This is a genomic window from Streptomyces sp. NPDC056224 (genome assembly GCF_042267665.1).
Lineage (GTDB): Bacteria > Actinomycetota > Actinomycetes > Streptomycetales > Streptomycetaceae > Streptomyces.
In genome coordinates this window covers 44,253-61,467 of the sequence record NZ_JBHJTK010000024.1, presented here as the reverse complement: position 1 = coordinate 61,467, position 17,215 = coordinate 44,253, and the positions used below count along the sequence as shown (strand labels likewise).

At 74.1% G+C, this 17,215-nt stretch carries 15 protein-coding genes; 7 read left to right on the top strand and 8 right to left on the bottom strand.

Features of this window, described 5'->3' with window-relative positions; genetic code table 11:
- Positions 1-5: 5 nt before the first annotated feature.
- Positions 6-668, top strand: coding sequence for a DedA family protein (locus tag ACFCZ1_RS25005; protein ID WP_376680488.1), 663 nt, complete (start codon positions 6-8; stop codon positions 666-668).
- Between the two features lie 57 nt (positions 669-725).
- On the opposite strand, the gene ACFCZ1_RS25000 is transcribed toward ACFCZ1_RS25005, so the two are convergent.
- On the bottom strand, positions 726-1,277 hold the full coding sequence (locus tag ACFCZ1_RS25000; protein ID WP_376680487.1) for a gamma carbonic anhydrase family protein: 552 nt from the start codon (positions 1,275-1,277) through the stop codon (positions 726-728).
- A 130-nt stretch (positions 1,278-1,407) separates the two neighbouring features.
- On the opposite strand from ACFCZ1_RS25000, the gene ACFCZ1_RS24995 reads away from it, so the two are divergent.
- The gene (locus tag ACFCZ1_RS24995; RefSeq protein ID WP_376680486.1) at positions 1,408-2,154 is read left to right on the top strand and encodes an acyltransferase; all 747 of its coding nucleotides are present in this window, start codon (positions 1,408-1,410) and stop codon (positions 2,152-2,154) included.
- 13 nt (positions 2,155-2,167) lie between these two features.
- Here ACFCZ1_RS24995 and ACFCZ1_RS24990 read toward each other — a convergent pair whose 3' ends face one another.
- Complete coding sequence (locus tag ACFCZ1_RS24990) at positions 2,168-3,034, bottom strand: EamA family transporter (RefSeq protein ID WP_376680534.1); 867 nt, start codon at positions 3,032-3,034, stop codon at positions 2,168-2,170.
- 95 nt (positions 3,035-3,129) lie between these two features.
- Positions 3,130-3,534 carry a CoA-binding protein gene (locus ACFCZ1_RS24985; protein WP_376680485.1) on the bottom strand — a complete coding sequence of 135 codons (405 nt, stop codon included), beginning with the start codon at positions 3,532-3,534 and terminating at the stop codon, positions 3,130-3,132.
- A gap of 97 nt (positions 3,535-3,631) precedes the next feature.
- On the opposite strand from ACFCZ1_RS24985, the gene ACFCZ1_RS24980 reads away from it, so the two are divergent.
- The 3 genes from ACFCZ1_RS24980 (at position 3,632) to ACFCZ1_RS24970 (ending at position 8,751) form a co-directional block, all read left to right on the top strand.
- On the top strand, positions 3,632-4,261 hold the full coding sequence (locus ACFCZ1_RS24980) for a YigZ family protein (RefSeq protein ID WP_376680484.1): 630 nt from the start codon (positions 3,632-3,634) through the stop codon (positions 4,259-4,261).
- Positions 4,262-4,573: 312 nt separating this feature from the next.
- Positions 4,574-5,743 carry an exonuclease SbcCD subunit D gene (locus tag ACFCZ1_RS24975; RefSeq protein WP_376680483.1) on the top strand — a complete coding sequence of 390 codons (1,170 nt, stop codon included), beginning with the start codon at positions 4,574-4,576 and terminating at the stop codon, positions 5,741-5,743.
- Complete coding sequence (locus ACFCZ1_RS24970) at positions 5,740-8,751, top strand: AAA family ATPase (protein WP_376680482.1); 3,012 nt, start codon at positions 5,740-5,742, stop codon at positions 8,749-8,751. The genes ACFCZ1_RS24975 and ACFCZ1_RS24970 overlap by 4 nt, the downstream gene beginning before the upstream one ends.
- Before the next feature lie 65 nt (positions 8,752-8,816).
- Here the strand turns inward: ACFCZ1_RS24970 and ACFCZ1_RS24965 are convergent, their stop codons facing one another.
- Positions 8,817-9,263 (bottom strand): Lrp/AsnC family transcriptional regulator, encoded by a 447-nt coding sequence (locus ACFCZ1_RS24965; protein ID WP_376680481.1) that lies wholly within the window; start codon positions 9,261-9,263, stop codon positions 8,817-8,819.
- Positions 9,264-9,357: 94 nt separating this feature from the next.
- Between ACFCZ1_RS24965 and ACFCZ1_RS24960 the strand changes: the two genes are divergently transcribed.
- Positions 9,358-9,876, top strand: a complete 519-nt coding sequence (locus tag ACFCZ1_RS24960; RefSeq protein ID WP_376680480.1) for a rhodanese-like domain-containing protein — start codon at positions 9,358-9,360, stop codon at positions 9,874-9,876.
- 96 nt (positions 9,877-9,972) lie between these two features.
- On the opposite strand, the gene ACFCZ1_RS24955 is transcribed toward ACFCZ1_RS24960, so the two are convergent.
- From ACFCZ1_RS24955 to ACFCZ1_RS24940, 4 genes are all read right to left on the bottom strand, one after another.
- Positions 9,973-11,673 carry a DUF885 domain-containing protein gene (locus ACFCZ1_RS24955; RefSeq protein WP_376680479.1) on the bottom strand — a complete coding sequence of 567 codons (1,701 nt, stop codon included), beginning with the start codon at positions 11,671-11,673 and terminating at the stop codon, positions 9,973-9,975.
- 166 nt (positions 11,674-11,839) lie between these two features.
- Positions 11,840-13,252, bottom strand: coding sequence for a GNAT family N-acetyltransferase (locus ACFCZ1_RS24950; protein ID WP_376680478.1), 1,413 nt, complete (start codon positions 13,250-13,252; stop codon positions 11,840-11,842).
- 222 nt (positions 13,253-13,474) lie between these two features.
- Positions 13,475-15,058, bottom strand: coding sequence for an alkaline phosphatase D family protein (locus ACFCZ1_RS24945; protein ID WP_376680477.1), 1,584 nt, complete (start codon positions 15,056-15,058; stop codon positions 13,475-13,477).
- A gap of 137 nt (positions 15,059-15,195) precedes the next feature.
- Positions 15,196-16,053, bottom strand: coding sequence for an alpha/beta fold hydrolase (locus ACFCZ1_RS24940; RefSeq protein WP_376680476.1), 858 nt, complete (start codon positions 16,051-16,053; stop codon positions 15,196-15,198).
- Between the two features lie 288 nt (positions 16,054-16,341).
- On the opposite strand from ACFCZ1_RS24940, the gene ACFCZ1_RS24935 reads away from it, so the two are divergent.
- On the top strand, positions 16,342-17,112 hold the full coding sequence (locus ACFCZ1_RS24935) for a GntR family transcriptional regulator (protein WP_376680475.1): 771 nt from the start codon (positions 16,342-16,344) through the stop codon (positions 17,110-17,112).
- Positions 17,113-17,215: the final 103 nt, after the last annotated feature.

Genomic DNA, 17,215 nt, shown 5'->3' with positions numbered 1-17,215 from the left:
TACCGGTGCACATCCAGGAATGGCTGGAGACGATTCCGGCGGTCAGCATCTATCTCCTGGTGGGTCTGGTCATCGGGCTGGAAAGCCTCGGCATCCCGCTGCCGGGCGAGATCATCCTGGTCAGCTCGGCGCTGCTGGCCTCGCAGCACGGCGAGATCGACCCCGTCGTGCTGGGGATCTGCGCGACCACCGGGGCGATCGTGGGCGACTCGATCGGCTACGCGATCGGGCGCAGGGGCGGCAAACCGCTTCTGGAGAAGCTGGGCCGGCGCTTCCCCAAGCACTTCGGGCCGGAGCACGTGGTGGTGGCGGAACGCTCCTTCGAACGCTGGGGCATGTGGGCCGTCTTCTTCGGGCGGTTCGTGGCCCTGCTGCGGATCTTCGCGGGGCCCCTCGCGGGCGTGCTGCACATGCCGTACTGGCGGTTCCTGATCGCGAACATCCTCGGCGGGATCCTGTGGGCCGGCGGCACCACGGCCGTCATCTACTCGGTCGGGATCGTCGCGGAGCCGTGGCTGAAGCGGTTCTCCTGGCTGGCGCTGGGGCTCGCCGTGCTCTTCGGGATCGCGGTCACGCTGGTGGTGCGCAGCCGTATGAAGAAGGCGGCCGCGGCAGGCGGGGCGGCCGCCCCGGCGGAGCCGGCCGCCCCGGTCACCGTCCCCGAGTAGGTCGCCCGCCCGGGAACGTCACCGTCCCCGAGTGGGCCGCCCGCCCGGGAACGGCCCTCAGGCCTGCGGGGTCACCGAGGCGCGGTGCTGCTCCGCCAGTTCCAGGTACATGGCGGCGTTGAGCTTGATGCCCTCGCGCTCCTCGTCGGTCAGCGCGCGCCGCACCTTGGCGGGGACGCCCGCGACCAGCGAGCCGGGCGGGACGACCATGCCCTGCGGGACCAGTGCCTGGGCGGCCACCAGCGAGCCGGCGCCGATCACCGCGCCGTTCAGGACGGTCGCGCCCATGCCGATCAGGCAGTCGTCCTCGACGGTGCAGCCGTGCACGACGGCGTTGTGGCCGATGGAGACGCGCTCGCCGATCGAGACCGGGAAGCCCGGGTCCACGTGGACCGTGCAGTTGTCCTGGACGTTGCTGTCGGCGCCGAGCGTGATCGGGCCGAAGTCGGCGCGCAGCACCGCCGAATACCAGACGCTCGCCCCTGCGGCCAGGGTGACGTCGCCGACCACGACGGAGGTGGGTGCGGCGAAGGCCGTCGGATCGACGGACGGCTTCCTGCCGCCCACGCCCGCGATGAGTGCCTGCCCCTGCGTCGACTGATGCGTCATGATCATTCCCTCTGTTCCGGATGCCGCGCTACCGGCACCGTAGGGCACGCGCCCGGCCCGCCCCGGGATGGGGTGAAGATCACAGGATCGGGGCCGGGCCTGCCGGCGCCCGGCGCACTACCGTGGCCGGGTGCCGAAGAACCAGAACACGTTCTCATCCCTGGCGGTCCTGCGCCGCCGGCTGGCGAGCCGCGCGGTCCACGCCGGCTGGCGCTGGATGCAGCGGGCCGGTGCGGTCACCGCGCAGACCCCGGGACGGCTGCGGTTCGGCGCGATCGGCCACGGCACCCGGCTCGCCTTCCCGCAGGGCACGGTCTTCGGCGAACCCTGGATCCGCCTCGGCGACTACTGCATCATCGGCGAGCAGGTCACCCTCACCGCCGGGATGATGCCGGACCTCGACCTCGGAACGGAGCCGATGCTGGTCCTCGGCAACGGGGTGGTCATCGGCCGGGACAGCCACGTCATCGCCGACGCCCGGATCACCATCGGGGACGACACCTTCTGCGGCCCCGGCGTGTACATCACGTCCACGAACCACAGTTACGACGACCCGCACCAGCCCGTCGGCAAACAGTGGCCGCGCAGCGCGCCGGTCGAGATCGGCCCCGGCTGCTGGCTCGGCACGGGCGCGGTCGTCCTGCCGGGCGCGCGGCTGGGCCGCAACGTCGTGGTGGCCGCGGGCGCCGTCGTACGGGGCGAGGTGCCGGACCACGCCGTGGTGGCCGGGGCGCCGGCGCGCGTCGTGCGGCGCTGGGAGCCGGAGACCGGGTGGCAGCCGCCCCTGCGCACGCCGGCGCCGGTACCGATCCCCGACGGGATGACCCCGGAGCAGCTGCGCGGGCTGGCCGAGCTGGCGCGGGCGGAGCAGTCCTGAGCCTTCCGGGCCCTCAGCCCGCCGCCAGCAGCACCGTGCCCGCCAGGGCCAGGCCCGCGCCCGCCGCCTGGACGGGGCGCAGGCGCTCCTTCAGTACGGCGAAGGCCGCGAGCGCGGTGATCACGGGGTACAGCGAGGACAGGACGGCGGCCAGGGTGACCGGACCGTTCTGGGCGGCCACGGAGTAGGTGCCGTTCGCCGCGACGTCCGCGAGGCCGACGAAGGCCAGCGCGGGAAGCAGCCCCCACAGGAGCCGCGGGCCGGTGCCCGCCGGCAGCGCCGGGGCGCCGCGCCGGGTCTGGACCCACAGCGCGCCGCCGCCCACCGCGACATTGGTGACCCGCTGCACGAACAGGGCCAGGAACAGCCCGGTCACGGTGGTGGAGGCCTGCGCGATCAGGGCCATCACCGCGCCGAACCCGAAGGCGGCGACCAGGGTGAGGACGACGGCCCGGCGCTGGACGGGAGCACCGCGCAGCTCCGGGCCGCCCGCGAGGACGATGCCGACGACGGCCACCGCGATGCCCGCGAACTGGCCGGGCCCGGGCCGCTCGCCCAGGATCAGCCCGGCGGCGACCGGCACGACCACCCCCAGGGAGCCGAGCGGTGAGACCACGCCCATCGGGCCGAGGGCCAGCGCCTTGTAGAAGCTGAGCATGGCGACCGGCCCGACCAGGCCCGCTCCGACGGCGAACCACAGCTGCGGCCCGGCCTCCCGCCACGCGCCGGTGCCGAGTACGACCGCGCCGAGCACGACGACGGCGACGACCTGCGAGACGACGACCACCGTCAGCGCCGGTATCCGGCGGGTCACCAGTCCGCCCCCGAAATCGGCGAGGCCCCACAGCACGGCCGTGGCCAGGGCGAAGAGGGCGGTCATGGGCAGGACCTCGCTGTACGGAGCGGTGGAGGGGGTGCGGACCAAGGAACCCCAGCACCCCCGCCGAGGTCAAACCGGCTGCCGCGGGAGACGTCCTACAGCGCGGGGATCTCGATCGCCGGGCAGCGGTCCATCACCATGGCCAGCCCGGCCTCGCGGGTGCGGTGGAAGGCGGCCTCGTCGACCACGCCGAGCTGGAACCAGACGGCCTCGGCGCCGACGGCCGCCGCCTGGTCGGCGACCGGCCCCGCCAGCGCGCTGTTCACGAAGACGTCCACCACGTCCACCTTGAAGGGGATCGCCTCCAGCGAGGGGTACCCGGCCTCGCCGTGCACCGTCTCCGCCTTGGGGTGTACGGGGATCACGCGCTTGCCGAACCGCTGCAGGACGCGGGCCACCCCGTAGGCCGCCCGGTCCTGGTTGTTCGAGAGGCCCACCACGGCCCAGGTGTCGCCCAGTTCGGTGAGGATCTTGCGGATGGTCGCCGGGTCGCCGTACACGTGTGCCGCCTCCTGCTGCTCTGGAACCGCTCTTGTCGTCGTACCGCTCCCGGATCAACGACGAGGACACCTGTCCGATTCCCCTTAGGGTGGAGCGGTGAAGGCAGACCAGTACGTGACGGTGTCCCGCGAGGGTGTGCACGAATCCGAGATCAACCGCTCGCGCTTCCTCTGCTCGCTCGCGCCCGCGGCGACCGAACAGGAGGCGCAGGAGTTCGTCGCGCGGATCCGCAAGGAGCACCCCACCGCCACGCACAACTGCTTCGCGTACGTCATCGGCGCCGACGCCTCCGTCCAGAAGGCCAGCGACGACGGCGAGCCCGGCGGCACCGCCGGGGTGCCGATGCTGCAGATGCTCATGCGCCGGGACGTCCGGTACGCCGTCGCCGTCGTCACCCGCTACTACGGCGGCGTGAAACTCGGAGCCGGCGGCCTGATCCGGGCCTACGGGGGAGTCGTCGGCGAGGCCCTCGACGAACTCGGCACCGTCACCCGGCGCCGGTACCGGCTGGCCACCGTCACCGTCGACCACCAGCGCGCCGGCAAGATGCAGAACGACCTGCGCTCCACCGGCCGCGTGGTACTGGACGTGCGCTACGGCGAGGCCGTCGCGATCGAGATCGGCCTCCCCGAGGCGGACACCCCGGCCTTCCGGGCCTGGCTCGCCGACATCAGCGCGGGGACGGCGGGCTTCGAGCTCGGCGGCGAGGCCTACGGCGAAGCCTGAGCCGGACGCGCGGAGCGCGCCGAACAGCCGGTCGCCGTCGCGCAGCGCGCAGCGCCCGGCCGCGTCACCGGCGGCATGCGGGCGGCATGCGGGCGGAGCCGGCCGGCGGCCGGGACCCGTACGAGCGCTCCGAGCCGCCGGCGGAATCCGGCCGCGGAGGTTCCGCGCCGGCGCCCGCGAACCCGTAACGCACGGGCCCGACGGGCCGGACGGGAACCGCGGGACGGCAGTACACCCCCCGGGGGACGGGTTAGCCTGGAGGGTCGGTGCGGAGCCACGAAGGAGATCAGGCGTGCGGGTCGGAGCAGTCGAGTGAAGTTCCTGCACACCTCCGACTGGCACCTCGGCCGGTCCTTCCACCGCGTGAACCTGCTCGGCGCGCAGTCCGACTTCGTCGACCACCTCGTCGAAACCGTCCGCGAGCGCCAGGTCGACGCCGTCCTCGTCGCCGGGGACGTCTACGACCGGGCCGTGCCTCCGCTGCCAGCCGTCGAGCTGTACGACCGTGCCCTGCACCGGCTCGCCGAGCTCGGCGTACCCACCGTGATGATCTCCGGCAACCACGACTCCGCCCGCCGGCTCGGGGTCGGGGCCGGCCTGATCGGCCGGGCCGGGATCCACCTCAGGACCGACCCGGCCGGCTGCGCCGACCCGGTGGTCCTGGCCGACGCGCACGGCGAGGTGGCGCTGTACGGGCTGCCCTACCTGGAACCCGCCCTGGTCAAGGACGAGTTCAGTGTCGAGAAGGTGAGCCACGAGGCAGTGCTCGGCGCGGCCATGGACCGGATCCGGGCCGACCTCGCCGCCCGCGCGCCCGGCACCCGCTCCGTCGTTCTCGCGCACGCCTTCGTCACCGGCGGGCAGGCCAGCGACAGCGAACGCGACATCACCGTCGGCGGCGTCGAGGCCGTGCCCGCCTCCGTCTTCGACGGAGTGGACTACGCCGCCCTCGGCCACCTCCACGGCTGCCAGACGATCAACGAACGGGTCCGCTACTCCGGTTCCCCGCTCGCCTACTCCTTCTCCGAGGCCGACCACCGCAAGAGCATGTGGCTGATCGAGCTGGGCGCCGACGGGGAGATCACCGGCGCCGAGCGCGTCGACACCCCCGTGCCGCGGTCCCTCGCCCGGCTGCGCGGCACCCTCGACGGCCTGCTCGCGGACCCGGCGTATGCCGCGCACGAGGACGCCTGGGTCGAGGCCACCCTCACCGACCCGGTCCGCCCCGACGACCCCATGGCCAGGCTCGCCGCCCGCTTCCCGCACACCCTCAGCCTCGCCTTCGACCCCGAGGGCCGCGAGGAGGAGACCGGCGCCTCCTACGCCCAGCGGCTCCAGGGCCGCAGCGACCAGGAGATCGCCGAGGACTTCGTCGCCCACGTACGCGGCGGCGGCCACGCGGACGAGGCCGAGCGCGCCGTCCTGCGGAGCGCCTTCGACGACGTACGGGCCGACGACAGCCGCCAGGAGACCCACCGATGAGGCTGCACCGGCTCCAGGTCACCGCCTTCGGCCCCTTCGCCGAACCCCAGGAGATCGACTTCGACGCGCTGTCCGCCGCGGGGATCTTCCTGCTCCACGGACCCACCGGCGCGGGCAAGACCTCCGTCCTCGACGCCGTCTGCTACGCCCTGTACGGCTCCGTGCCCGGGCCGCGCCAGGCCCCCGGCACCAGCCTGCGCAGTGACCACGCGGACGCCGGGACCCCGACCGAGGTCACCCTCGAACTCACCGCGGGCGGCCGACGCCTGGAGATCACCCGGCGTCCGGAACAGGACCGGCCCAAGAAGCGCGGCACCGGGATCACCAAGGACAAGGCGCAGAGCCTGCTGCGCGAACACACCGGTGGGGGATGGCAGCCGCTCAGCCGCTCCCACCAGGAGATCGGCGAGGAGATCGAACAGCTGCTCGGCATGAGCCGCGAGCAGTTCTGCCAGGTGGTGCTCTTGCCGCAGGGGGAATTCGCGAAGTTCCTGCGCGCCGACGAGGCGGCCCGCGGCCGGCTGCTCGGCCGGCTCTTCGACACCCGCCGCTTCGCCGCCGTCGAGGCCCTGCTCGGCGAACGCCGCCGGGCCGCCGAGGCCAGGGTGCGCGCCGGGGACGAGAGGGTGCTCCACACCGCGCAGCGGCTCGCCCAGGCCGCCGGGGACAGCGCCGACCTGCGGGCCTGGCCGCTGCCCCGGCACCAGCCCGGGGACCCGGGACTCGCCGAAGCGGTCCGCGCCTGGGCCGCCGTCGCCCGCTGCTCCGCACGGGAGCGGCTGGGCGTCGCCGAGTACGCGCTCGCCGCCGTGGAGGGCCGGCACGCCGCCGCCCGCCGGGCCGCCGAGGAGGCGCGGGAGCTCGACCGGCTCCAGCGCCGGCACGCGCAGACCGCCCGCCGGGCCGCCCTGCTCGCCGACGCGGAGCCCGAGCGGGAGCGGGTACGCACGCTCCTGGACCGGGCCCGGCGGGGCGCCCTGGTCGCTCCCGCTCTGGAACTGCGCGGCGCGGCGAACGGGGCGCACCTGGCCGCCGCGCACGCGGAGAGCGCCGCGCGGGCCGAACTCCCGCCGCAGTTGCGGGAGGCGGGCACCGATCAGCTGGCCGCCGTCGAGCAGCGGCTGCGCGAGGACCTCGGCGCGCTGGGCGCCGCCCGCCGGACCGAGCAGCGCAGCGCCGAGATCGGCCGCGAGCGGGCCGACCTGGAGCGCGAGGCCCGGGCCGCCGAGGACCAGCACCACGAGTCCGCCGAGTGGCTGGCGCGCTGGGAGGCCACCCGGGCCGCCCTGCAGGAGCGTGTGGACGCCGCCCAGCAGGCCGCGACCCTGGCCGAGCAGCTCGCCGGCAAGCTCGAACCCGCCCGGATGCACCTGAACGCCGCCCGCCGGCGCGACGAGCTGGCCGCCGCCGTGGAGCGCGCGGCGGGCGAACTGCTGTCCGTGCGCGAGGAGTCGACGGCCGCCCGGGAACGCTGGCTGGAGCTCAAGGAGGCCCGGCTGCGGGGGATCGCCGCCGAACTAGCCGAGGCGCTCGTGGCCGGCGAAGCCTGCACCGTGTGCGGATCGGCGGAGCACCCGGCCCCGGCCCGCCCGGCCCCCGGCCACGTGGACCGCGCCGCCGAGGACACCGCCCACGCCCTGTTCGAGCGGGCGGAGGAGGCCCGGGCCGCGGTCGAACGCCGGCTCGCCGCCGTGGAGGAGGCCCGCGCCGAGGCCGCGGCCGCCGCGGGGGACGCCACCACCGGCGAACTCCTCGCCCTGACCTCGGACCTGAGCGCCCGGCACGCCGCCGCCCACGCGGCGGCCGCCGGACTGCACGCGGCCCGCGAGCACCTCGCCCGCGCCGAGCGGGAGCATGCGGCGCGCAGCGCGGACCGGCTCGCCGCCGCCGAGCGAGCCGCGGCCCGGGTCTCGCGCCGCGAGGCCCTGGACCGGGAACAGGCCTCGCTGGAGGCCGAGCTCGCAGCCGTGCGGGGCGACGCGCCCACTGTCGCGGCCCGCGCCCGGACCCTGGAGGACCGGGTCCGCATGGTCTCGGCCGCCGCCGCCTCGCTGCGCCGGGCCGAGACCACGGCCGCCCGGCTGAAGGAGGCCGACGACCAGCTGGCCGACGCCTCCTTCAAGGCCGGCTTCGACACCACCGAGGCAGCCGCCGACGCGGTGCTCCCGGAGTACGAACGCACCGCGCTCCAGCGCCGGATGGACGCCTGGCAGGCGGAGGAGGCCATGCTGGCGGACCGCCTGGGCGAGGCCGACACGGCCGCGGCGGCAGCCCTGCCCCCGGCCGCGCCGGAGGAGGCCGAGGCGTACGCCGCCCAGGCCGCGGCGAAGCTCCGTACCGCCGGATCCGCCTTCGATGCGGCCCGCGTCCGCTGCTCCGAGCTCGACCGGCTCTCCCGGCAGGCCGAGCAGGAACTGCGCGCCCTGGGCCCGCTGCGCGACGCCTACGACCGGGTGGCCCGGCTGGCCGGACTGACCGCGGGCACCTCCGCCGACAACGAGCGCAAGATGCGGCTGGAGGCGTACGTGCTGGCCGCCCGCCTGGAGCAGGTCGCCGCCGCCGCGACGGTACGGCTGCTGCGCATGTCCGGCGGCCGCTACACCCTGGTCCACTCCGACGCGCGGGCGAGCGGACGGGGCCGGTCCGGCCTCGGGCTGCACGTCGTCGACGCCTGGACCGGCAGCGAGCGCGACACCGCGACCCTGTCGGGCGGCGAGACCTTCTTCGCCTCGCTCGCGCTGGCGCTGGGCCTGGCCGACGTGGTCACCGACGAGGCGGGCGGCATGAGGCTGGACACCCTCTTCATCGACGAGGGCTTCGGCAGCCTCGACGACCAGGCGCTGGACGAGGTGCTCGACGTACTGGACTCGCTGCGCGAGCGGGACCGCAGCGTCGGCATCGTCAGCCACGTCGCCGATCTGCGGACCCGGGTGCAGGCCCAGTTGGAGATCGTCAAGCAGCGCGGGGGGTCGGTGGTGCGCCACCGCACGGCGGCGCTCACGGACTGAGGCCGCGGACTGAGGCCGCGGACCGGGGTCGCGGACCGGGGTCGCGGACCGGGTCACCCACCGGGTCACGGACTGAGCGGCCGCCGGGGGAGCGGGGACGAGTACACGACGCTCGTGGTCACCGGGCCGAGGCCCGCGATCCGGCCCGTGACCTCCTCCAGGTGCGCCATCGAGCGGGCGGCGACCTTCAGCACGAAACAGTCATCACCGGTGACGTGATGGGCCTCCAGGATCTCGGAGGTCGCGCCGAGGAATTCGTGGAACGGTTTGTAGTTGCCGTGCGGATAGCGCAGCCGGACCAGCGCGAGGATCGACTTCCCGAGCTTCTCGGGGTCCACGACCGCCGTGTAGCCGGTGATGATGCCGACCTCCTCCAGGCGGCGGACCCGCTCGGTGACGGCGCTCGCGGACATCGACACGGAGCGGGCGAGCTCGGTGAAACTGGCACGGCCGTCCCGCTGGAGGGCTTCGAGGATCCGCCAGTCGGTGGCGTCGGGGGAATAGTCGGTCATCGGGCCGGTTTAGCAGGGGATTCCCCGGTCGGGCAAGGAAAAGGCCGGGGAATGTCACTTCCGGAGATGATCAACAAATCGTAGATTCTTGGCCATGACGACGAACCGGAACACCGTGACCGCGCCCGCCTCAGCCGCCAACCCCGTGCTGCGCGTACCGCCGGCCGCTCCGGCCGCGGCCGCCGCCTACTTCGCGGCCGGCCTGGCCTTCCACGCGGACGTGTCGGACGTCGCCGCCGCCTTCAAGGCCCACCGCGAGCAGGGCGCCGAGCTCGGCTTCCAGCTGATCGACTCCCGCTCCACGCCCTCCTGGGACCAGGCGCACGTACCCGGCGCCGTCCACCTGCCCACCGCCCTCATCCCCGAGCAGGCCGAGCGGCTCCTCGACAAGAACGTCCCCGTGGTCACGTACTGCTGGGGTCCCGGCTGCAACGGCGGGGCCCGCTCCGCGCTGGCGCTGGCCGAACTCGGCTTCCAGGTCAAGGAGATGCTCGGCGGCATCGAGTACTGGATCCGCGAGGGCTTCGAGGTCGAGACCTGGCAGGGCGGCCGGCGGCGGGCCGAGGCCGACCCGCTGACCGCCCCCACCGACTCGGACGACTGCGGCTGCTGACCGTGGACGGGCGCGGGCGGGCGGAACGGGCCGCCCGCCCGCCGCTCGCCGCTCGCTGATCGGGGGCGGCGGCGGGCGTCCCGTTCCATGGGGGGATCAGAGCCTCGACAGCTCGTCCACCAGATCGTCCAGCCCCAGCGAGCCCTGCGACAGCGCCGCCATGTGCCAGGCCTTCAGGTCGAAGGAGTCGCCGTGCGCGGCCCGGGCGTTCTCCCGGCCCAGCAGCCAGGCGCGCTCACCCAGCTTGTACCCGATCGCCTGACCGGGCATCGACAGGTAGCGGGTCAGCTCGCTCACCACGAAGTCCGCGGGCCGGCCGCTGTGCAGGCCGAAGAACTCCTGCGCGAGATCGGGCGTCCACGTCTCGCCCGGGTGGAACGGCGAGTCCGCCGGGATCTCCAGACCCAGGTGCATGCCGATGTCCACGATGACCCGCGCCGCGCGCATCATCTGGCAGTCCAGGTAACCCAGCCGCTGCTCGGCGTCCTTGAGGTAGCCGAGTTCGTCCATCAGCCGCTCCGCGTACAGCGCCCAGCCCTCGGCGTTGGCGCTGACGAGACCCACGCTGGCCTGGTAGCGGGAGAGCTGGTCCGCGACGTGCGTCCACTGCGCGAGCTGGAGGTGGTGGCCCGGGACGCCCTCGTGGTACCAGGTGGAGACCAGGTCGTACACGGGGAAGCGGGTCTGGCCCATGGTGGGCAGCCAGGTGCGGCCCGGGCGGGAGAAGTCCTCGGAGGGGGAGGTGTAGTACGGGGCCGCGGCGCCGCCCGGAGGGGCGATGCGCGACTCCACCCTGCGGACCCGCTCGGCGAGTTCGAAGTGGGTGCCGTCGAGGTTCTCGATGGCCTCGTCCATGATGCCCTGCAGCCAGGCCTGGACCTCGTCCACGCCCTCGATGTGGGTGCCGTGCTCGTCGAGGTGCCTCAGCGCCTCCCAGGGCCCGGCGCCCGGCAGGATCCTCGCCGCCTCGGTCTTCATCTCGGCGAGCAGGCGGTGGTACTCCGACCAGCCGTAGGCGTACGCCTCGTCCAGGTCCAGGTCACTGCCGTTGAAGTACCGCGCCCAGCGGGCGTAGCGCTCGCGGCCCACGGTGTCGGGCCGGCCGGCGACGGCCGGGGCGTACACCGTGCTCATCCACTCGTGCAGTTCGCCGACGGCGCCGGTCGCGGCGGCCGCCGCCTCGTCCAGCTCGGCGCGCAGGGCGTCGGGGCCGGCCGAGGCGAAGTCCGTGAAGAAGGCGGGCTCGCCGGAGTCCTGGCCGGCCCAGGTGGCGAGCTGGCCGATCATGGTGGCCGTGGCGCGCGGGCCGCCGTACAGGCCGCGGTCCAGACCGAGGCTCAGGCTCTCCCGGTAGCCGGCGATGGCGGCCGGGACGGCGCGCAGCCGCTCGGCGATCGCCGCCCAGTCCTCGTCGGTCTCGGAGGGGGTGATGGTGAAGACCTCGCGGATGGCGTGCGCGGGGCTGTGGATGTTGCTGACCGTGCGCAGGTCCTCGTCGGCGTCGTGAACCGCGAGTTCGGCGGTGAGGCGTTCGCGCAGCAGGCGGGCGCAGCGGCGCTCGGCGTCGCTGTCTGCGCCGGGCAGCCGCTCCGCGGCGTCGAGGCGGGCGAGGGTGGTGCGGGCGAGGTCCGCGACGGCGGCGCGGCCGGCCGGGGAGAAGTCCGGCAGTTTGCCGGAACTCGCGGCGACACCCAGGTACGTGCCGGTGATCGGGTCGAGGGTGATGAGGTCGTCGACGTACGCGTCGGCCACCTGGCGGGGCAGCCGGTCGCTGCCGTTGTGGAGGGTCTCTGACATGCCGCCATCTTCGTACGCGGGAGGGGCCGTGTCATCACCGTTTGACGCCAGCCTGCTGACGTGTATGCGGAGCCGTGACCTCCGGGCGACCTGGTCCGCCCCGGTCCGCCCCCCCGGTCCGCCCCCGGCGCGGGCGAGGGGGCGGACCGGGGGCGTCCAGGCCCTGTCAGTGCTGGTGGCGCGAGGTCTGCTGTGCGCGGGGGAGCTCGTACGGGAGCCGGGAGCCGACGGGGGTGGCGTCCAGCCGGGCCGTGATCACCAGGGTGCCCTCCTCGATCTGGTAGTCGAGGGGCAGGCCCAGCCCGCGCATGGCGGCGACCATGCCGGTGTTGGAGGACTGCGTGACGGCGTACACGCTGTCGCAGCCGGCCTCGACGGCCATCGCGATCAGTCGGCGCAGCAGCTCGGAGCCGATGCCGCGGCGCTGCCAGTCGTCCTCGATCAGCAGCGCGACCTCGGTCTCGTCCCCGTCCCACAGCAGGTGACCGAGGGCGACGAGCTTGCCGGAGGCGGTGGTGGCGGCGAGGGTGCGGCCGAAGCGGGGGCTCAGCAGGTGGCCGAGGTAGCGGTCGGCGTCGGCGACGGGCCCGTGGTAGCGCAGACCGAGGGTGCGCTCCGAGCAGCGGTCGTGCATCGCGCGGGCCGCCGCCCGGTCGGAACCGTCGGCGCGGCGCACGGTGATCTCGTTGCCCTCGGGCAGGGTCAGCACGTCCTGGCTGCGCGGCACACGCGGACCGAGCCTGGCGTCCAGCTCGACCAGGGCGCGGGCGCGGGCGAACTCGGTCGGAGTGAAGGGCAGGTAGGGCCGTTCGACGGTGATCGCGCCGCCGGAGGGGTCGCGCAGCCGCATGACCGTGGCCTCCAGTACCCCCTCGACCGGGGCGTCGGCGGCGGCGTTGGGGCGGCCGGAGAGGGTGGTCGCCGGGATCGAGTGGATCGTGCAGCGGCCCAGCAGCTGGCGCAGCGAGAGCGGGAGTTCGGCGGCGTCCAGGGCGGTGCGGGTCGCGAGGCCCAGGACCCGGGTCGGGGTGTCGACCAGGTCGTGCGCGTCGGCGCGCTCGATCCACGTGCTGCGGCCGCCGGCCTGGGCGATGGCGCGGGTGAGTTCGGCGGAGGGCAGCTGGTGCGGGGCGCGCAGCAGGAACTCGTCGACCGTGCCGCCCTCGGGGAGCGGGTGCGTCTGGAGGGTGAGGATGTCGACGGTGTTACGGGCGAGTGCGGTGCACAGCGCGGCCAGGGATCCGGGCTCGTCGCGGACGGTGGTGCGCATCCGCCACAGGGTGGTGGCGTTCGCGCCGGGGCCGGTGGTGGCCGACGCCGCCCGATCTGTCGGCGTCGTGCTCACCGGCGGGGGCGCATGGCTGTGGCGCCGCGCCCACCAGGTGTGGAAGGCCGCCGTGACCAGGAGTGCGACGGCCGAGGCGACCAGCAGGACCGGGCCCCTCGGACCGTGCACGACGAGATTGGCGATGCCGTCGGCGACCGCGACGGCGCAGAAGAGCGCGGCGAGCTCGACGACGTCACGGCGCCAGTGGTGGCGGTGGGGACGCTGGGCAGAGGCAGGGTTACGGTCAGTCATGCACACCACTGTGACGCAGGGGTGTTGCGTGATCACGAACGATCTGTGACCGACTGGTTAAGTATCCATCTGGACGATTTCACCCAGTTTTCCTGGCTATTTCCCGTCCCGGGGGCGGGCGCCGGGAGATCGGGAGGTCGGGTGCGCTGCCTGCTGCCTGCTGCCTGCTGCCTGCTGCCTGCTGCCTGCTGCCTGCCGCCTGCCGCCTGCCGCCTGCTGTGTTTACTGGCCGACGCGTCCGGGCTGGAGCGTCCGGGTGAAGAGGACGCCGCCTCCCTGGCGCCGCAGCCGGACCGTGAGTTCCCCGCTGTCGCCGTCGATGTCGACCTCGCCGTAGTACGGAGGGTTCTCGGAGGGCGACATGTTCGCGAGCGGCGCCGACTGGACGTACGCGGTCTGCGGACCGAAGGTGGCGTCGAGCCGCCCGGACGGGAAGCCGCCCGCGCCGACCGGACCGGAGACGAACTCCCAGAAGGGTGCGAAGTCGGTGAAGGCCGCCCGCTCGGGCGCGTAGTGGTTGGCGGCGGTGTAGTGGACGTCGGCGGTGAGCCAGAGGGTGCCGGTGATGCGCTGGTGCTTGATGTGACGCAGGAGTTCGGCGATCTGGAGTTCGCGGCCCAGCGGGGCCCCGGGGTCACCCTGGGCCACGGCCTCGAAGTTCGCGGCCCCGTCGGGAACGACGATGCCCAGCGGCATGTCGGCCGCGATGACCTTCCATGTGGCGCGCGAGCGTGAGAGCTCACGCTTGACCCAGGCCAGCTGCTCCGGGCCGAGGATGCCGATGGGGTCCTCGGTCCCGGTGCCGGGGGAGTTGGCGTTGCGGTAGGTGCGCATGTCGAGGACGAAGACGTCGAGCAGCGGGCCGTAGCGCATCGCGCGGTACATCCGGCCCTCGGCGCGGCCGCCGCGCAGGTCGGTCACGGGGAAGTACTCGCCGAAGGCCTGGCGGGCGCGGGCGGCGAGCGTGTCGGCTTCCCTGACGGTGTAGCGGGGGTCCTCGATCAGCTGGCCCGGGTACCAGTTGTTGCGCACCTCGTGGTCGTCCCACTGGGCGAGGACCGGGACCTGGGCGTTGAAGTCGCGCAGGTTGCGATCGAGCAGGTTGTAACGGAAGTTCCCGCGGAATTCGGCGAGGGTCTCGGCGACCTTCGACTTCTCCTCGGTGGTGACGTTGCGCCAGACGGTGCCGTCGCGCAGGGTGACGGAGGGCTGGATGGGCCCGTCTGCGTAGATCGTGTCCCCGCTGAAGAGGAAGAAGTCGGGGTCGCGCAGCCGCATTTCATCGAACACGCGGTAGCCGCCGAGGTCCGGGTTGATGCCCCAGCCCTGGCCCGCCAGGTCGCCCGACCACAGGAAGCGCACGTCGTGGCGGCGGGAGGCGGGCGTGGTGCGGAAGGTGCCGTGGACCGGCTCGCCGGTGCGGCGCGGGTCTTCGGGGTCGGCCAGGACGACCCGGTAGTGGATCTGCTGCCCGGGCGGGAGGTCGCGCAGGACGGTGGTGCCCGTGTAGTCGCCGGACGGGCCGAGCAGCGGGCCGCGGTGGCGGCGTACGGCGTAGCGGAACGCCTCGCTCGGGGAGGTCTCGACGTACATCCGCGCGGGGCGGTCGGCGCGGGTCCACACGGTGGCCGAGTGGGCGGTGATCTCGCCGGACTGCACGCCCCAGAGCGCCTTCGGCCGACCGGAGCGGGCGAAGGCGGGAGCCGCCAGCGCCGGAGCGGCGAGCACCGGAGCGGCGAGCAGCGCGGAGGACAGGGCGAGCGAACCGCCGATGAGGGTCCGTCGGGTGTGCGGTGTCGATGCCATCGGTGCTTCTCCAGGGGCCGGCGGGGACGGGCCGTACCAGAGTGCCGTCGCACACCGGCCCGGCCGCGTCGGCCACGCGAACCGCGGATGAACAGCCGTCAGCAGGTCGGCCGGACCGCGGGGTCGCCGCTCTCCCGTCAGGCGGCCAGTCGTCGGGTCGCCGCGCTCCGTGCCGTGTCCAGGATCACCCGGGAGACGAGCGCCGGATCGTCGCTCATCGGGACGTGACCGCAGCCCGGCAGACGGACCAGCCGGGCACCGGGGACGGTGTGCTTGGCACGGACGCCCTGGCGGCGCAGGAGCAGCCGGTCCCGCGTGCCCCAGGCGATCGTGACCGGCAGGCCCGGCACGTCGTCGGTGAACCGTACGGAGCCGCCCGCGGCCAGCGTCTCCTCGAAGCCGGTGGCATCGCGCAGGGCGAGCGTCTCGGCGACCACGGCGGCGGGCGAACGGCGGGCCGGGCGGGCGTAGATGGTACCGGTGAGCGCGGCCCGGCCGGCGGCGCTGCGCGAGAGCCGCTCCAGCGCGGGGCGGGGCAGCGCCCGGGAGCCGGCGCGCATCGCGAGGAGGGTGGCGAAGGCGTAGCGGCGTTCGCCCTCGGTCCAGAACCCGGCGGGGGACAGTGCGGTGACCGACCGGGCCAGGCCGCTGCGGCCCATTTCGAGCGCGAGCAGCCCGCCGAGCGAATTGCCCGCCACGTGCGGGCGCTCGACGCCGAGTGCGGCGCACAGCGCCCCCAGCGCCGGGGTGACGGTGGCCAGGTCGTACGGGACCCCCGCCGGCAGCGGGTCCGAGGAACCGAAACCGGGCAGGTCGACGGCGATCACATCGTGCTCGGCGGCCAGGATGTCGGTCACCGGGTGCCAGGCCTGGAGGTGGTGGCCGATGCCGTGCAGCAGGAGAAGCGGTTCACCCGCGCCCTTGCGCTCGTAGGAGACGGTGGCCGTGCGCGGGCCCAGCGGCGAATCGATCGTGAAGGAGACCGTGGCGGTCATGCTGCTCCTCGTCGGGTGGACGCGTGCGAGACAGGCTGTCAGTAGTTCCCGCGGTCATGATTACCGCCTGGTAGCCCTTGACTACAAGCCTTTGGGGCGCACGAGAACATCCCATGAACGGCTTGATACATATGCCCGGTCTGCCCGGCCCGGAGGCGAGCATTGGTCTTGACCAAGGGGGTGCACCGTCCTATCGTCGCAGGGATAGTGCAGGAACCTTTAATAAACAAAGGCACGGAACTGCCGCCGGAACACACGGCGAGTGCGGCGATGGCAGGAGGAGTCAGGGTGGGGACCACGCAGCTCGAAACGGTGCCGGAGCCGAAGTACTGGCACCTCAAGACCGTCCTCAGCGAGGCGCTCGACCAGGACTTCGCCGTCGGCGAGGTCCTTCCGAACGAGCGTGAACTCGCCGCCCGTTTCGGAGTCGCCCGCGCGACCCTGCGCCAGGCGCTGGAGCAGCTGGAGCTCGAGGGCCGGCTCCAGCGGCGTCGCGGTGTCGGTACGACCGTCGCCCCGCCGCGCGTCGGAGTCGCCGTCGGCAGCGCGCGGCACAGCTGGCCCGGCGAGAGCGTCGACGGCTGGGAGCCGGTGGACGCGGTCGAGGGACTGCCGCCGGCCGCGGTCCGGGGGATCCTGGCCACGGGCGGGGCCTTCGCCGCCGACCAGCCCGTCCACACGGTGCGCCGGACCCGGGTCGCCCAGGGCCAGGTCGTCGCCGCCGAAATGCTCTACGTCCCGGTCGGCTCCGTGCCCGGGCTTCCCGCCATCGAGGCCCCGGCCGGACCGGCGCGCGCCCGCGCCGTCCTGCGAGAGCTGCAGCGGCTGGTCCTGGACGGCCAGGACCGCTCCGTCGAGCTCGGATCCGCCCGCGCCGACGACGCGAAGGAGCTGGACCGCCTCCCCGGCGCCCCGGTCCTGCTGGTCACCACCCGCTACTTCACCGCCGCGGGCACCGCCGCGGTCTCGGTGGCCACGTACCGCGCCGACACGTGCCGCCTGACCTTCGGCGACTCCGGCGACGTCGAGATCACCCACGAGCCGCGCGTCGCCTCCTGACTCGGCCCCCGTCCGGTCCCTGACCAGCACGGTCAGGTCTCCGACCCGACCCGCACGGCCGGGTCGCTGGTCTGACCTGCACGACCGGGTCTCCGACCCGATC

Excerpts from the sequence above, each read along its gene's own strand:
- ACFCZ1_RS25000 (WP_376680487.1), bottom strand. The coding sequence starts at position 1,277 with ATGACGCATCAGTCGACGCAGGGGCAGGCACTCATCGCGGGCGTGGGC.
- ACFCZ1_RS24990 (WP_376680534.1), bottom strand. The coding sequence starts at position 3,034 with ATGACCGCCCTCTTCGCCCTGGCCACGGCCGTGCTGTGGGGCCTCGCC.
- ACFCZ1_RS24970 (WP_376680482.1), top strand. The coding sequence starts at position 5,740 with ATGAGGCTGCACCGGCTCCAGGTCACCGCCTTCGGCCCCTTCGCCGAA.
- ACFCZ1_RS24965 (WP_376680481.1), bottom strand. The coding sequence starts at position 9,263 with ATGACCGACTATTCCCCCGACGCCACCGACTGGCGGATCCTCGAAGCC.
- ACFCZ1_RS24960 (WP_376680480.1), top strand. The coding sequence starts at position 9,358 with ATGACGACGAACCGGAACACCGTGACCGCGCCCGCCTCAGCCGCCAAC.
- ACFCZ1_RS24955 (WP_376680479.1), bottom strand. The coding sequence starts at position 11,673 with ATGTCAGAGACCCTCCACAACGGCAGCGACCGGCTGCCCCGCCAGGTG.
- ACFCZ1_RS24950 (WP_376680478.1), bottom strand. The coding sequence starts at position 13,252 with ATGACTGACCGTAACCCTGCCTCTGCCCAGCGTCCCCACCGCCACCAC.
- ACFCZ1_RS24945 (WP_376680477.1), bottom strand. The coding sequence starts at position 15,058 with ATGGCATCGACACCGCACACCCGACGGACCCTCATCGGCGGTTCGCTC.
- ACFCZ1_RS24940 (WP_376680476.1), bottom strand. The coding sequence starts at position 16,053 with ATGACCGCCACGGTCTCCTTCACGATCGATTCGCCGCTGGGCCCGCGC.